The sequence below is a fragment of the Bisbaumannia pacifica genome, from assembly GCF_007989625.1.
GTDB lineage: Bacteria > Pseudomonadota > Gammaproteobacteria > Pseudomonadales > Halomonadaceae > Bisbaumannia > Bisbaumannia pacifica.
In genome coordinates, this window is record NZ_BJUK01000030.1 from 1 (window position 1) to 14,143 (window position 14,143).

13 protein-coding genes are annotated in these 14,143 nt (G+C 67.3%); 12 read left to right on the plus strand and 1 reads right to left on the minus strand.

Annotated elements, in window-relative coordinates:
* Window positions 1–59: 59 nt before the first annotated feature.
* A complete protein-coding gene (locus HPA02_RS12515) occupies window positions 60–1,775 on the minus strand; it encodes a sigma-54-dependent Fis family transcriptional regulator (RefSeq protein ID WP_146803542.1) in 1,716 nt (571 codons plus the stop codon).
* A gap of 336 nt (window positions 1,776–2,111) precedes the next feature.
* On the opposite strand from HPA02_RS12515, the gene HPA02_RS12520 reads away from it, so the two are divergent.
* From HPA02_RS12520 to HPA02_RS12575, 12 genes are all read left to right on the plus strand, one after another.
* Window positions 2,112–2,351 carry a phenol hydroxylase subunit gene (locus HPA02_RS12520; protein ID WP_146803543.1) on the plus strand — a complete coding sequence of 80 codons (240 nt, stop codon included), beginning with the start codon at window positions 2,112–2,114 and terminating at the stop codon, window positions 2,349–2,351.
* A 50-nt stretch (window positions 2,352–2,401) separates the two neighbouring features.
* Window positions 2,402–3,388 (plus strand): aromatic/alkene monooxygenase hydroxylase subunit beta, encoded by a 987-nt coding sequence (locus HPA02_RS12525; protein ID WP_146803544.1) that lies wholly within the window; start codon window positions 2,402–2,404, stop codon window positions 3,386–3,388.
* A 28-nt stretch (window positions 3,389–3,416) separates the two neighbouring features.
* Window positions 3,417–3,686 (plus strand): MmoB/DmpM family protein, encoded by a 270-nt coding sequence (locus HPA02_RS12530; RefSeq protein ID WP_146803545.1) that lies wholly within the window; start codon window positions 3,417–3,419, stop codon window positions 3,684–3,686.
* A 55-nt stretch (window positions 3,687–3,741) separates the two neighbouring features.
* Entirely contained in the window at window positions 3,742–5,253 is a 1,512-nt protein-coding gene (locus tag HPA02_RS12535) for an aromatic/alkene/methane monooxygenase hydroxylase/oxygenase subunit alpha (protein WP_146803546.1), read from the plus strand.
* Between the two features lie 12 nt (window positions 5,254–5,265).
* Complete coding sequence (locus HPA02_RS12540) at window positions 5,266–5,628, plus strand: phenol hydroxylase subunit P4 (protein ID WP_146803547.1); 363 nt, start codon at window positions 5,266–5,268, stop codon at window positions 5,626–5,628.
* Between the two features lie 15 nt (window positions 5,629–5,643).
* Entirely contained in the window at window positions 5,644–6,711 is a 1,068-nt protein-coding gene (locus HPA02_RS12545; RefSeq protein WP_146803548.1) for an NADH:ubiquinone reductase (Na(+)-transporting) subunit F, read from the plus strand.
* Window positions 6,712–6,760: 49 nt separating this feature from the next.
* A complete protein-coding gene (gene catA / locus HPA02_RS12550; RefSeq protein WP_146803549.1) occupies window positions 6,761–7,702 on the plus strand; it encodes a catechol 1,2-dioxygenase in 942 nt (313 codons plus the stop codon).
* 75 nt (window positions 7,703–7,777) lie between these two features.
* A complete protein-coding gene (locus HPA02_RS12555; RefSeq protein ID WP_146803550.1) occupies window positions 7,778–8,668 on the plus strand; it encodes a SphA family protein in 891 nt (296 codons plus the stop codon).
* Window positions 8,669–8,791: 123 nt separating this feature from the next.
* Window positions 8,792–9,163, plus strand: a complete 372-nt coding sequence (locus tag HPA02_RS12560) for a diacylglycerol kinase (RefSeq protein ID WP_146803551.1) — start codon at window positions 8,792–8,794, stop codon at window positions 9,161–9,163.
* Between the two features lie 46 nt (window positions 9,164–9,209).
* Complete coding sequence (glnE, locus tag HPA02_RS12565) at window positions 9,210–12,206, plus strand: bifunctional [glutamate--ammonia ligase]-adenylyl-L-tyrosine phosphorylase/[glutamate--ammonia-ligase] adenylyltransferase (RefSeq protein ID WP_146803552.1); 2,997 nt, start codon at window positions 9,210–9,212, stop codon at window positions 12,204–12,206.
* 14 nt (window positions 12,207–12,220) lie between these two features.
* On the plus strand, window positions 12,221–12,661 hold the full coding sequence (gene aroQ / locus HPA02_RS12570) for a type II 3-dehydroquinate dehydratase (protein ID WP_146803553.1): 441 nt from the start codon (window positions 12,221–12,223) through the stop codon (window positions 12,659–12,661).
* A gap of 114 nt (window positions 12,662–12,775) precedes the next feature.
* Window positions 12,776–14,104, plus strand: coding sequence for a class-II fumarase/aspartase family protein (locus tag HPA02_RS12575; RefSeq protein WP_146803554.1), 1,329 nt, complete (start codon window positions 12,776–12,778; stop codon window positions 14,102–14,104).
* Window positions 14,105–14,143: the final 39 nt, after the last annotated feature.

Genomic DNA, 14,143 nt, shown 5'->3' on the forward strand with positions numbered 1-14,143 from the left:
ACGCGGCCCGCCAATCGGCGGGCCGCGTCATTGTTGTGGAGAGTCACGGACAGGCTCGGCTACAGCATTCCCCCCTTCTTGAGGCGATAGTCCAGCGCCGCCCGGCTCATGCCCAGGCGCCGGGCCGCCGCCGAGACGTTCTTGCCCGACTCCCGATAGGCCTTCTCCAGCAGGGCCGTCTCCAGGACCTCCAGCGACACCCCCGCCTCGAGCACCCGGTCGCAGAGCGACACCAGGGCATCCCCGCACTCGGTCTCCGTGGCTTGGCCGATATGGCCGCTTTCGCTCAGGGTCTGGCCCGGCTTCTGGCCGGGATGCTGGCCGAACAGCGCCTGCTCATCGATGGAGTTGCTGTCGCCGGCGAGGATCACCCCCCGCTCGATGATGTTCTGCAGCTCACGGATATTGCCCGGCCAGGCATGGGCGCGCAGCAGCGCCATGGCCTGATCGGTAAAGCCCAGCGTCTTGACGTGGTAGTGGCACTCGAAACGCGCTAGGAAGTGCTCGGCCAGTAGCCGTATATCGTCGCGGCGATCGCGCAGGGGCGGGATGGTCACCGGGTAGGCATTGAGCCGGTAGAAGAGGTCGGCGCGGAAGCGACCGTCCTGTACCCGCTCCATCAGGTCGCCATGGGTGGCGGCGACGATACGCACATCGATGGCGTAGCTGTGCTGGCCGCCGACCCGTTCGATCCGTTTCTCCTGCAGCACGCGCAGCAGCGAGGCCTGGGCCCGTGGCGAGAGCTCGGCCAGCTCGTCCAGGAAGAGGGTACCGCCGTGGGCGCGCTCGAAGCGCCCGGCCCGGGACTGGACGGCACCGGTATAGGCCCCCTTCTCGACGCCGAATAGCTCCGACTCGATCAGGTCCGGGGGAATGGCCGCGCAGTTGACCGCCACGAAGGGCCCCTCGGCCCGGCCGCTCTGCTGATGGGCCCGGTGGGCCATGATCTCCTTGCCGGTGCCGGTCTCGCCCAGCAGCAGGATCGGCACCTCCGAGCGCGCGGCGCGGTCGATCAGGTCCAGCGCCCCGAGGAAGGCCGGGACCTTGCCGATGGGGCGGTAGTGCTCGTCGCCCTTGTGGCGGGCGATATCGTCTTCCAGGTAGGCGATGCGCGACTGCAGCTCGTAGAGCTCGTCGATCAACGGGTCTTCGCGGAAGTGCTCGGCGAAGGCGCCATGATCTTCCCACTCGGCGGCGGGACGGCCGATGATGCGGCAGCGCTCGTCGCCGCGGCCGCGGCATTCCACCTCCCGATACTGAATCTCTTGGCCGAGAAACTGGCTGGAATAGGCACAGGCATAACCCAGCTGCATCCAACACACCGGCTCGTCCAGGGAGGAGTCGAGCTGCTCGCTGATCGCCACCTCGTAGGAGTCCTGCCACTCGAACTCGCCATAGAAGTGGCCCTGACGGGGATCGATCTCCAGCGCCAGGGGGATCACCTTGACCAGTCCCCTCAGGGAGTGCAGCTGGGGGCCGGTCAGGAAGCCATCCTCTATCGACATCTCCTGGCCGCGCACGGCGCGGGCCAACTCGGCATCCTTCAGGCCCGAGTGGTAGCCCAGGCGCAGGAAGAAGCTCTTGGCACGCTTCAGCCCCAGGGTCCGAATGATCTCATGGCGAAAGGTGGCCATGGTCTGTAGCTGCATCAGCAGCATGCGCTGCTCGCCGAGCCATATCTGGCCCTCCTCGGGGAGGAAGCGCAGTTTCTCGAGAATATCTCGGCTATCCGGGTAACGCGGCGTCACCCCATCGCTAGGCGTGCTCGTTTTCATGGCGTCACAGGGTCGTTATTTTGGTCTTGTGTATTGGACTTTTGTCGGATTTTTCAACACGACTACCGATTATCGACTCCGACAGCATAAGCCGCTCGAGGTCGCCACTTCCAGTCCCTTTCATTGCACTCCCTGTCGCCGGACGGTGGTTTTCATCATTTGGCCAAGCTGCTGCGCAGCAATTGATGATTTTCACGATTCGCGGCGCTCAAAAGGAGCTCGGGAAACGGTGGGGCTATTTTTTATATCACTGTTTTTGCTTGGCTTTTCTGTTTTTTGGCCGAGCTGGCATGGGCCTTGTAATGGTAGGAAGGAAACTCACCCGGAGGTGAACCCATGTCTCAATCGGCCATCCCCCGCACCCTGAAACGCTATGTCCGAGTGAGGGAGAGAAGCGCACGCTTCGTCGAATTCGATTTCGCCATCGAGAACCCGGAACTGTTCGTTGAGCTGATCATGCCGCCCGTGGCCTTCGAAGCGTTCTGTGCCCGCAATGACGTGATCTTTATGAGCGATGAGCAGGCCGAGGCCGTCGATACCCAGATGGAAAAGTGGCGCTACAGCGTCAGCCACTAACGCCAGAAAACGATGGCCACCATCGCACAATAAGAAACGAGGAGTCCCCTATGAGTGTCGAGATCAAGACGGCGGAGATTACGCCGATTCGCCAGACCTATGGCCATACCAAGCGGCGCTTCGGCGACAAGCCGGCGACCCGTTATCAGGAAGCCAGCTTCGATATTCAGCCGACCACCAACTTCCATTATCGGCCGATGTTCGATGAGCACCACGAACTCTACGACACCGGCTACACGGCGCTGGTGATGGAAGACTGGTACGCCTTCAGCGACCCCCGCCAGTTCTATTATGGCGCCTGGGTGGCGGCCCGCGCCAAGCTCCAGGAGAACACCGAGTCCAGCTTCGCCTTCTTCGAGAAGCGCGGCCTGGGCGCTCGCCTGAACGACGACGTGCGCCGCCTGTTGACCCGCTGCCTGCTGCCGCTGCGGCATGCCGAGATGGGCGCCAACATGAATAACGTGGGCATCGCCGCCAATGCCTACGGTACCACCCTGAGCCAGGCGCACATGTACCACGGCATGGACCGCCTCGCCGTGGCCCAGTACCTGTCGCGCATCGGCCTGCTGATCGACGAGTCGCCCGGCGCCCTGCTGGCCGAGGCCAAGACCCTGTGGATGGAGGAGGCCGCCTGGCAGGGCGTGCGCCGCTACGTCGAAGACAGCCTGGTGGTGGAGGACTGGGCCGAGCTCTCCCTGGCCCAGAACCTGATCTTCGACGGCCTGCTCTACCCCTTCCTGCTGGAGTCCCTGGACGCGCGCCTGATGGAGATCGATGGCGGAGATATCGCCATCCTCACCGACTTCATGGGTGACTGGTTCAAGGACGGCAGCCGCTTTATCGATGCGCTGTTCAAGACCCTGGCCGGCGAGAGCGAGGCCAACCGGGTGCAACTGACCCGCTGGGTCGCCCACTGGCGCAGCCGTGCCGTCGAGGCGCTGACCCCGGTGGCCATCGACGCCGATATCGAGCTCGACGCCGCCCTGGCGGTGCTGGACAAGCGCCTCGCCAAGCTCGGCCTGCTCGAGACCCACTGAGCCTTCCCCTGATTACGGAGTTAGCCCCATGTCACGCGTCTTTATCGCCCTGCAGGACAACGAGAACGCCCGCTTTATCGTCGAGGCCATCGGCGAGGACAACCCCGAGGCCGAGGTCAAGCACAGCCCGGCCATGATCCGCGTCGAGGCCGACGACCGTCTGGTCATTCGCCGCGAGACGGTGGAGGAGAAGCTGGGCCGCGACTGGGATACCCAGGAGCTCCAGGTGGACATGATCAGCATCGGCGGCAACGTCGATGAGGACGACGACAGCTTCACCCTCTACTGGAACAGCTGAGTCCCGACGACGCCATCACACGCCAGCCAACAATAATGGCGCAGGAGAGTTAGCCATGAATGCCAAGACCAGCAAGCGACTCAATATGAAGGAGCGCTACCGGATCATGACCCGGGACCTGGGCTGGGAGCCCAGCTATCAGCGCTACGAGGATATCTTTCCCCAGGAGGGCTTCGAGGGCATCAAGATCACCGACTGGGACCAGTGGGAAGACCCCTTCCGCCTGACCATGGACAACTACTGGAAATTCCAGGCGGAGAAGGAGCGCAAGCTCTACGCGATCTTCGATGCGGTGTCCCAGAACAACGGCCAGATGAAGATCTCCGACCCGCGCTACCTGAACGCGGTCAAGCTGTTCATCACCGCCGTCACGCCGCTGGAGTACAACGCCTACAAGGGCTATGCCCGGGTCGGTCGCCAGTTCGGCGGGGTGGGGGCGCGCATCGCCTGCCAGATGCAGTCGATCGACGAGCTGCGCCATACCCAGACCCAGATCCATGCCATGAGCCACTACAACAAGTACTTCGGCGGCATGCATGACTTCCCACACATGTTCGATCGGGTCTGGTACCTGTCGGTGCCCAAGTCGTTCTTCGAGGACGCCTCCACCGCGGGCCCCTTCGAGTTCCTGACCGCGATCTCCTTCTCCTTCGAGTACGTGCTGACCAACCTGCTGTTCCTGCCGTTCATGTCCGGCGCCGCCTACAACGGCGACATGAACACCGTGACCTTCGGCTTCTCGGCCCAGTCCGACGAGGCGCGGCACATGACGCTGGGGCTCGAGATCATCAAGTTCATCCTCGAGCAGCACGAGGACAACGTGCCGATCGTCCAGCAGTGGCTCGACAAGTGGCTGTGGCGCGGTTACCGGCTGCTCTCCATCGTCGGCATGATGATGGACTACATGCTGCCCAACAAGGTGATGTCCTGGGCCGAGGCCTGGACGATGTACTACGAGGAGGCCGGCGGCGCCCTGTTCAAGGAACTCGAGCGTTACGGCATCCGCCCGCCCAAGTACGCCGACCAGACCGTGATCGGCAAGGATCACGTCAGCCACCAGGCCTGGTTCATCTTCTACCAGTACGGTCACGCCACCGCCTTCAACACCTGGGTGCCCACCGCCCAGGAGATGGACTGGCTGTCCGAGAAGTACCCGGACACCTTCGATCGCCTCTACCGCCCGCGCTTCGAGCTGCTGGCCGAGAAGGCCGCCCGCGGCGAGCGCTTCTACAACGACGCCCTGCCGCAGCTGTGCCAGGTGTGCCAGATTCCGCTGGCGATCACCGAGCCGGACGATGACACCCTGCTCAGCCATCGCGACACCGTCCATGACGGCGAGCGCTATCACTTCTGCTCCGATGGCTGCCGCGACATCTTCCATCACGAGCCGGAGAAGTACGTCCAGGCCTGGCTGCCGGTGCACCAGATCCTGCAGGGCAACTGCGGCGGCGCCGACATGGAGAAGGTGATCGGTGACTACTACCGCATCGAAATGGGCGAAGACAACCTCGACTTCGAGGGCTCCGCCGAACAGCGCCGCTGGGCGGCGTGGAAACAGGCCGTCTGAGGAGGGGAGACCATGAGCGTTAGAGCCAACTATGCCAACTATCGGGGCCCGGTGCGCGACCGCGTCGAGAACTTCCACGGCAACCAGCTGGTGTACGTGATGTGGGAGCGCCACCTGCTGTTCTGCGCCCCCCTGACCTTCCTCGCCGACCCGGCGATGACCTTCGATGCCTTCCTCGCCGAGGTGCTCACCCCGGCGCTGGCGCCGCATCCCGAGAGCGAGGCACTCGACTTCGCCGAGGCCCAGTGGCGCCTCGACGGCGAGGCCTTCACCCCGCGCGGCGACGCCTCGCTGGCCGACAACGGCATCGGCCACAAGTCACAGCTGCGCCTGATCACCCCACGGCTGTCGGACCTGGCCGACGCCGCCATCTGAGGGGAGGGGAGTGTCATGAGCTATGAAGTGACCATCGAACCCACCGGCGAGATCGTCGAGGTGGAGGAAGGACAGACCCTGCTGGACGCGGCCCTGCGCCAGGGCGTGTGGCTGCCCTTCGCCTGCGGCCATGGCACCTGCGGTACCTGCAAAATGCAGGTGCTGGAAGGCGAGGCCGAGGTGGGCGACGCCTCGCCCTTCGCCCTGCTCGACATGGAGCGTGACGAGGGTTACCGCCTGGCCTGCTGCTGTCACCCGGAGAGCGACCTGGTGATCGAGGCCGACGTCGACGAGGACCCCGACTTCGCCGGTCATCCGGTGCAGGACTGGCGCGCCACCGTCAGCGCCATCGAGGACCTGACCCCGACCATTCGCGAGATTCGCCTGCGTCTGGACGGCGAGGGCATGGCCTTCCAGGCCGGCCAGTACATCAACCTCCAGGTGCCCGGCGTGGAGGGCACCCGGGCCTTCTCCATCGCCTCCGCGCCGGCGGAGTCCGGCGAGCTGGCCCTGCATATCCGCAAGGTCGAGGGAGGGGCGGCCACCACCTGGCTCCACGAGTGCCTCGAGGTGGGCCAGGGGCTCGAGCTGAGCGGGCCCTATGGCCAGTTCTTCGTGCGCAAGTCCGACCCCAAGGACGTGATCTTCATCGCCGGGGGCTCCGGGCTCTCCAGTCCCGAGTCGATGATCCTCGACCTGCTGGCCGATCCCGCGGACACGCGGCGCATCACCCTCTTCCAGGGCGCGCGCAACCTCGCCGAGCTCTACCATCGCGAGCGTTTCGAGCGACTCGCCGCCGAGCATGAGCGCTTCAGCTACGTGCCGGCGCTCAACGCGCCCCTCGACGACGATGCCTGGGACGGCTTCGTGGGCTTCGTCCACGATGCCGCCATCGCCCATTTCGAGGGCCGCTTCAGCGAGCACAAGGCCTACCTGTGCGGGCCGCCGCCGATGATCGATGCGGCCATCACCGCCCTGATGCAGGGGCGCCTGTTCGAGCGCGATATCCATATGGAGCGCTTCCTGACCGCCGCCGACGGCGCCGAGGGTGGCCAGCGCTCGGCCCTGTTCAAGCGGATCTAATGCCACCCATTGGCCGTTTCACGACAAGAACCACAAGGAGCAAGACGCCATGACCGTGAAGATTTTCGATACCCCCCAGGTTCAGGACTTCCTGAACACCGTCGCCGGCTTCGACCAGGACGGCGGCAGCGAGCGCGCCAAGCGGATCGTCCATCGCCTGCTCGCCGATCTCTACCGGCTGATCGATGATTTCGACATCACCCCGGAGGAGTTCTGGGCCACGGCGAGCCTGATGAACGAGCTCGGCAAGGGCTCCCAGTTCGGCCTTCTGGCCCCGGGCCTGGGCTTCGATCACTACCTGGACATGCGCATGGACGCCGAGGACGAGGCCCGCGGCCTGAGCGGCGGCACCCCGCGTACCATCGAGGGCCCGCTGTACGTGGCCGGTGCCCCGGTCGCCGAAGGCATCACCCGCATGGACGACGGTAGCGACAGCGACAGCGAGGTGATGTGGCTGACCGGCCAGGTGCGCGACACCGACGGCCGGCCGGTCGCCGGCGCCCGGGTCGAGATCTGGCACGCCAACGCCAAGGGCGGCTACTCCCACTTCGACCCGTCCCAGTCCGAGTACAACCTGCGCCGCACCATCATCACCGACGCCGAGGGACGCTACCGGGCCCGCAGCATCATCCCCTCCGGCTATGGGGTGCCGGAAGGCAGCCCCACCGATCGGGTGCTCAAGGCCCTGGGGCGCCACGGTCAGCGCCCGGCGCATATCCACTATTTCATTTCGGCACCGGGCCACAAGCATCTGACCACCCAGATCAACCTGGCCGGCGACCCCTACACCTGGGACGACTTCGCCTTCGCTACCCGCGAGGAACTACTGGTCGAGGGACGGCCAATCGATGACGCCGCCGAGGCCGAGGCGCGTGGCCTGGAGGGCCCCTTCACCGAGGTGGTCTTCGATATCGAGCTAAGCCGGACCGAGGCCCCGGAGCTGCAGAGCCGCCACAAGCGCCCCCGTGCCCTGGAACAGGCCGCCGACTAGGGCACCCACGGCGATCGCTTGCCGGCGCCCCCGGGCGCCGGCCCTTCCTCCGATAACGACAATAAGGATTTCCCCATGAGATACCGCAACTGGCTGGTCCTGGGCCTGGCCCTGGGGGGCGCCGCCCTCGCGTCCCCGGCCTCGGCGGCCAACGGTCACTACGTGCCCGGCGTCGAGGGCCTCAACGGCGCAATGGTCCCCCCGCCCGGCCTCTACTATCGGGGCTACCTGGCCCGCTACGAGATCGATAGCCTGCGCGATGGCGGCGGCGATGCCGCCCCGGGGCGCAACCGCGGCGAGGTGACCGCCCTGGTCAATCGCCTGGTGTGGATCACCGATCGCCAGGTCCTCGGCGCCGACTATGGTGTCGAGGCGATCCTGCCGGTGGTGGACACCTCGCTACGCTTCGGTGGGGTGGGCCTCGATGACGGCGACAGCGGCCTGGGCGATCTCTTCCTCAGCCCGCTGGTGCTGGGCTGGCACGGCGAACGCTGGGACGCGGTCTTCGCCGCCGGCCAGTGGCTGGATACCGGCGACCACGCCGCCGATCGCCCCGCCTCGCCGGGCAAGGGCTTCGACAGCACCATGCTGACCCTGGGCGGCGCCTGGCGCCTCGACGAGGCACGGCGCTGGACGGTCTCGGCATTGAGCCGCTACGAAACCCACGGCCGCCAGAGCGACACCGGCGTCACCCCCGGCGATAGCCTGGTGGTGGAGTGGGGGCTGGGCCATCGCCTTGCCAGCGGCCTGACCCTGGGGCTGGTCGGCTACGACGCCTGGCAGTTGGAAGATGACAGTGGGGCGGCTCCCGGCGATAAGGCCGAGCAGCACGCCATCGGCGTCGAGGCGGGGGTTTTCTGGCCGGCCCTGGGGCTGGGCCTCAACGCCGCCCTCTACCACGAGTATGACAACCGGGCGGCGCCCCAGGGCGATCTGCTGCGCCTGACCCTGACCCAGGCCTTTTAACCCCCCATTCTCTCCGCCTGCCTCGCCCCGGGATGACGCCGCGTCACCTCTGGGGCGCGGCCGCGCCCCCGCTCTGCTACCATCGGCCTCAAACAGCGATCGCTCATCGATGGAAGACGGCAGATGAAACCGGGACACCGCGGCTGGCGCCACCTGATCCACTCCACCCACTACTCCCTCAAGGGCCTCAGGGCCGCCTTTCGCAACGAGGCGGCCTTCCGCCAGGAGCTGGGGCTCTGCCTGGTGTTGCTGCCGCTGGCGCTGTGGCTCGGCCAGGGCCCGGTGGAGTGGATCCTGCTGGTGGGCAGCTGCCTGCTGGTGCTGATCGTCGAGCTGCTCAACAGCGCCATCGAGAGCGTGGTGGACCGCATCGGACCCGAGCGTCACGAGCTCTCCGGGCGCGCCAAGGACATCGGCTCGGCGGCGGTGATGCTGGCGCTGCTGCTGGCTGGCCTGACCTGGGCGTTGATCGCCTGGCAGCGCTTCTTCGCCTGAGCGCTCCCTTCGCTATGCTGAAGCCAACGACCCCGAGGAGAGGCCCATGGCGCTGCCGACTGGTTTCCTGCCCCTGACCGAGATTCCCGAGCCCCTGCGCGGCCCCCTGGGCCAGGCCCAGCAGCGCCTGGACGAGGCCCTGGCCCAGGCCGATAGCCTGGCCGAGATGACCGGCCGCGACTCGCCCCTGGAGGATTGGCTGGCGCTGCCCGAGGCGTGCCGCGAGCAGCTGGCCCGGGTGGTGGCGATCTCCGACTTCGCTCTGGAGACGCTGGTCCGCTACCCCCAGTGGTTGCTGCACCTGGAGGCCAACGGCGAGCTGGAGAACGCCCCGGAGCCGGCCCTGTTGGAGGCCTGGCTGGGCGAGGCCCTGGAGGCCGCCGAGGACGAGTCGGCCATGCAGGGGGCGCTGCGGCGCTTTCGTCGGGCGCGCATGCTGGGCATCGTCTGGCGCGACCTGACTCGCCCCCCGGGCACCGACATGTGGGCCACGGCGGCGGCGGTGTCGCGGCTGGCGGAGGTCTGCCTGGAGGGCGCCCTGGGCTGGCTGGAGGCCCACTATGCGCCGCGCTGGGGCCACCCGGCGCCACGCCCCGGCGAAGAGGCCCCCCAGCGCCTGGTGGTGCTGGGCATGGGCAAGCTGGGCGCCGGTGAGCTCAACCTCTCCTCGGATATCGACCTGATCTTCGCCTTCCCGGAGAAGGGCGTCACCCGGGGCGGGCGCCGCGAGCTGGACCACCAGGAGTACTTCACCAAGCTGGGCCAGAAGCTGATCGGCGCCCTGGACGCGGTGACCGGCGACGGCTTCGCCTTCCGCGTCGACATGCGCCTGCGTCCCCTGGGCGACGGCGGCCCCCTGGTGGGCAGCTTCGCCATGCTGGGCAGCTACTACCAGGACCAGGGCCGCGAGTGGGAGCGCTACGCCATGCTCAAGGCGCGCCCGGTGGCCGGCGACCGGGAGGCCGGCGACGAGCTGCTGGCCGGCCTGCGCCCCTTCGTCTACCGCAAGTACCTGGACTTCGGCGCCATCGAGTCGCTGCGCGAGATGAAGGCGATGATCAACCGCGAGGTCAAGCGCCGCGGCATGGACGACAACATCAAGCTGGGCAGCGGCGGCATCCGCGAGGTGGAGTTCGTGGTCCAGGCCTTCCAACTGATTCGCGGCGGCCGCGACACCGAGCTCCAGGTGACCTCCCTGAAGAGTGCCCTGGCGCGGCTGCCGGACCTGGGACTGCTGCCCCAGGCGGTGGTCGACGAGCTGCTCCCGGACTACGTCTTCCTGCGCGACCTGGAGCACGCCCTCCAGGGGTTGGAGGACCGCCAGACTCAGGCCCTGCCCGATAACGACACGGACCGGGAGCGTATCGCCCTGGCCCTCGACATGGTCGATTGGCCGGCGCTGATGGCGCGCCTCGACGAGGTGCGCGGCCGGGTGCGCCAGCATTTCGATGCGGTGATCGCCGACCCGGAGGAGGAGCGCGAGGAGATCAGTGTCCCCCATCGGGAGGGCGCCGAGGTGGGGCTGGACGAGTGGCGCGCCCTGTGGCGCGGCGAGCTGAACGCCGAGGAGGCCGCCGAGCTGCTGGGACGGGCCGGCTTCGTCGAGGCCGATACCGCCGCCCGGCGCCTGGAGGGCCTGCGCCACTCCCGGGCGGTCAAGGGCATGCAGCGCATCGGCTTCGAGCGCCTGGATGCCCTGATGCCGCTGATGCTGGACGCCGCCGCCGGCAGCGAGCTGCCGGATCGCGCCCTGGAACGCACCCTGCCGCTGATCGAATCGGTGCTGCGGCGCACCGCCTATCTGGCGCTGCTGCGCGAGAACCCCGAGGCCCTGGATCACCTGATGCGCCTGGTGGGGGCCAGCCCCTGGGTGGCCGACCAGTTGGCCCGTCACCCCATTTTGCTCGACGAGCTGCTCTCCCCGGGTACTCTCTATACCCCGGCGGACAAGGAACGCCTCGCCGACGAGCTGCGCCAGACCCTGGCGCGGATTCCCGAGGAGGACGAGGAGGCCCAGCTGGAGGCGCTGCGCATCTTCAAGCACGCCCAGGTGCTGCACGTGGCGGCCTCGGATATCGCCGGCACCCGGGCGCTGATGAAGGTCAGCGACTACCTCACCTTTATTGCCGAGGTGGTGCTGGAGCAGGTGCTGGCCATGGCCTGGAAGCACCTGGTGCGCAAGCATGGCCGCCCCCAGCGTCGTGACGGCGTGGAAGGGGAGAGCGACTTTATCATCGTCGGCTACGGCAAGCTGGGCGGCATCGAACTGGGCTACGGCTCGGACCTCGACCTGGTGTTTATCCACGACGCCGCCTCCCAGGGCAGCACCGATGGCCCCAGGCCCATCGACAACCCGGTCTTCTTCACCCGCCTGGGTCAGCGCATCATCCACCTGCTTACCGCGGTGACTCCCGCCGGCGCCCTCTATGAGGTGGACATGCGCCTGCGCCCCTCCGGCAACTCGGGGCTCTTGGTCACCACCCTGGAGGCCTTCGCCGACTACCAGCGCCGCGAGGCCTGGACCTGGGAGCACCAGGCCCTGGTGCGAGCCCGGGTGGTGGCCGGCGACCCGGCCCTGGGCGAGCGCTTCGCGGCGGTGCGCCGCGAGGTGCTGGGCGAGAAGCGCGACCTCGCGGCGCTGCGCGAGGAGGTGGTGAAGATGCGCCTCAAGATGCGCGACCACCTGGCCAGCCGCCCCGGCGACGACCAGTTCGACCTCAAGCAGGACCCCGGCGGCATGGTGGATATCGAGTTCCTCTGCCAGTACGCGGTGCTCTCCATGGCCCATTACGCCCCCCAGTTGCTGGAGTGGAGCGATAACATGCGCCTGCTCGAGACCCTGGAGGCCGGCGGCCTGCTGGATGCCGGCGAGTGCCGGGGGCTGCGCGAGGCCTACTTGGCCTATCGGGACGCCGTGCATCGCGCCGCCCTGGCCAACCAGCCGCGGGCGGTGGGGGCCGAGGAATTTCAGGAACATCGCGCCCTGGTCACCCGCCTCTGGCAGCGCCTGCTGGAGCCGAGCGACGCGGGCGCCAATCGATGACCTCAGGAGCACGCATGAACAAGGTACTGGTACTGCACGGCCCCAACCTCAACCTGCTGGGCAGCCGCCAGCCGGAGATCTATGGCCACGAGACCCTGGCGGATATCGATAACGCCCTGCGTCAGCAGGCGCTGCTGGCGGGCTGGGAGATCGCCTGCCGGCAGAGCAACCACGAGGGCGAGCTGATCGATGCCATCCACGCCGCGCGCCTGGACGGCACCGCCGCCATCATCATCAATCCCGCCGCCTATACCCACACCTCGGTGGCCATCCTCGATGCCCTCAACGCCTTCGAGGGCCGGGTGATCGAGGTGCATCTCTCCAATGTTCATAAGCGCGAGGCGTTTCGCCACCACTCCTATGTCTCCCTGCGTGCCGATGGGGTGATCGCCGGGCTCGGCAGTCGTGGCTACGCCCTGGCCCTGGAGGCGGTGATCGAGGCCGCCACGGGGTAAGTGCCGTCACGCCTCGGGGAGCATGGCGTATTGCCATCGCGAGGCCGCCGATCTAGCATCTGTGTTCGATTTGCGAACCTTTGTGCGCTATTCGACTTGCCAGGAGAGTGTCCCATGCCCGCAGCCCTGCTTCAGCACCCCTTTATGAGCCAAACGGCCCTGGCCGAGTGCAATACCGACGCCATGATCGCCGCCATGCTGACCTTCGAGCTGGCCCTGGCCGAGGTCCAGGAGGCGCATGGTGCCTTGCCCGAGGGGGTGAGCGGGGAAATGCGTGATCTTCTCGAGGCGCATGCCTTCGATGGCCAGGCCATCGCCGCCGGTATCGCCAGTGGCGGCAACGCGGCCATCCCCTTCGTCAAGCAGGCCCGCTCTGCCCTGCCCGACGAGCTGAAGCGCTATTTCCACCAGGGGGCCACCAGCCAGGACGTGGTGGACACGGCCCTGATGCTGCTGCTCGAGCCGCGTCTGGCGTCCCTGGACGCCCTGCTGCTGCGCTGCCGGGCCGCCGCCACGGCGTTGATGGTCACCCACGACGAGACCGTGATGGTGGGGCGTACCCTGATGCAGCAGGCGCTGCCGATCACCTTCGGTGTCAAGGTGGCCCACTGGGCCATCGGCCTAGAGCAGGCGCGCCGCCGCCTGGCCGGGGTGGCGCTGCCGGTGCAGTTCGGCGGCGCCGTGGGGGTGCATTCGGGCTGGGACGACCCGGGGCTCGATTTTATGGATGCCCTCGCCGAGCGACTCGGGCTGAGTGCCCCGGTGCTGCCCTGGCATACCGACCGTCAGCCGATCCATGCCCTGGGCACGGCCCTGGATGCGGTGGCGGGGGCCGCCGAGAAGCTGGCCCTAGACGTGGCCCTGCTGACCCAGACCGAGGTAGGCGAGGTGGCCGAGCCCGCTGCTCCCGGCATGGGCGAGTCCTCTTCCATGCCCCACAAGCGTAACCCGGTACGCTGCGCCTTGATCCGCGGGGCGGTGCGCCAGGTGCACGGTCATACCACGGTGCTGCTCAACGCCGCCGCCCAGCCACTGGAGCGGGGCCTCGGCGAGTGGCATGCCGAATGGGCGCCGCTGCTTGATGGCGCCCTGCTGCTCGAAGGCGCCCTGGAGCAGGCCGCGGTACTGTTCGAGGGGCTCGAGGTGCACCCCGAGGCGATGCGCCGCAACCTGGCGGTCACCGGCGGCGGCATCATGGCCGAGCCGGTGTCGAAGCTGCTGGTGCCTATACTGGGACAGGACGTCGCCAAGCGGATCAGCGCCGAGGCCGCCGAAACGGCGCGTCGCCAGGGCATTCCCTACGCCGAGGCACTCGAGGCTCACCCCGAGCTACAGGGCCAATTGGCCCCCGAGGCGGTGGCCCGGGCCACGGATCCCGCCTTATACCTTGGTAGTAGCAAGCGGCAGGTGCGTCGCGCCATCACCTGGTTGCAAGACGAGTAGTTAACTGAAAGCTCGATATTTTTTGGAACTCGATCACGA

Excerpts from the sequence above, each read along its gene's own strand:
- HPA02_RS12545 (WP_146803548.1), top strand. The coding sequence starts at position 5,644 with ATGAGCTATGAAGTGACCATCGAACCCACCGGCGAGATCGTCGAGGTG.
- aroQ (WP_146803553.1), top strand. The coding sequence starts at position 12,221 with ATGAACAAGGTACTGGTACTGCACGGCCCCAACCTCAACCTGCTGGGC.
- HPA02_RS12555 (WP_146803550.1), top strand. The coding sequence starts at position 7,778 with ATGAGATACCGCAACTGGCTGGTCCTGGGCCTGGCCCTGGGGGGCGCC.
- HPA02_RS12515 (WP_146803542.1), bottom strand. The coding sequence starts at position 1,775 with ATGAAAACGAGCACGCCTAGCGATGGGGTGACGCCGCGTTACCCGGAT.
- HPA02_RS12525 (WP_146803544.1), top strand. The coding sequence starts at position 2,402 with ATGAGTGTCGAGATCAAGACGGCGGAGATTACGCCGATTCGCCAGACC.
- HPA02_RS12540 (WP_146803547.1), top strand. The coding sequence starts at position 5,266 with ATGAGCGTTAGAGCCAACTATGCCAACTATCGGGGCCCGGTGCGCGAC.
- glnE (WP_146803552.1), top strand. The coding sequence starts at position 9,210 with ATGGCGCTGCCGACTGGTTTCCTGCCCCTGACCGAGATTCCCGAGCCC.
- HPA02_RS12560 (WP_146803551.1), top strand. The coding sequence starts at position 8,792 with ATGAAACCGGGACACCGCGGCTGGCGCCACCTGATCCACTCCACCCAC.
- HPA02_RS12535 (WP_146803546.1), top strand. The coding sequence starts at position 3,742 with ATGAATGCCAAGACCAGCAAGCGACTCAATATGAAGGAGCGCTACCGG.
- HPA02_RS12575 (WP_146803554.1), top strand. The coding sequence starts at position 12,776 with ATGCCCGCAGCCCTGCTTCAGCACCCCTTTATGAGCCAAACGGCCCTG.
- catA (WP_146803549.1), top strand. The coding sequence starts at position 6,761 with ATGACCGTGAAGATTTTCGATACCCCCCAGGTTCAGGACTTCCTGAAC.
- HPA02_RS12520 (WP_146803543.1), top strand. The coding sequence starts at position 2,112 with ATGTCTCAATCGGCCATCCCCCGCACCCTGAAACGCTATGTCCGAGTG.
- HPA02_RS12530 (WP_146803545.1), top strand. The coding sequence starts at position 3,417 with ATGTCACGCGTCTTTATCGCCCTGCAGGACAACGAGAACGCCCGCTTT.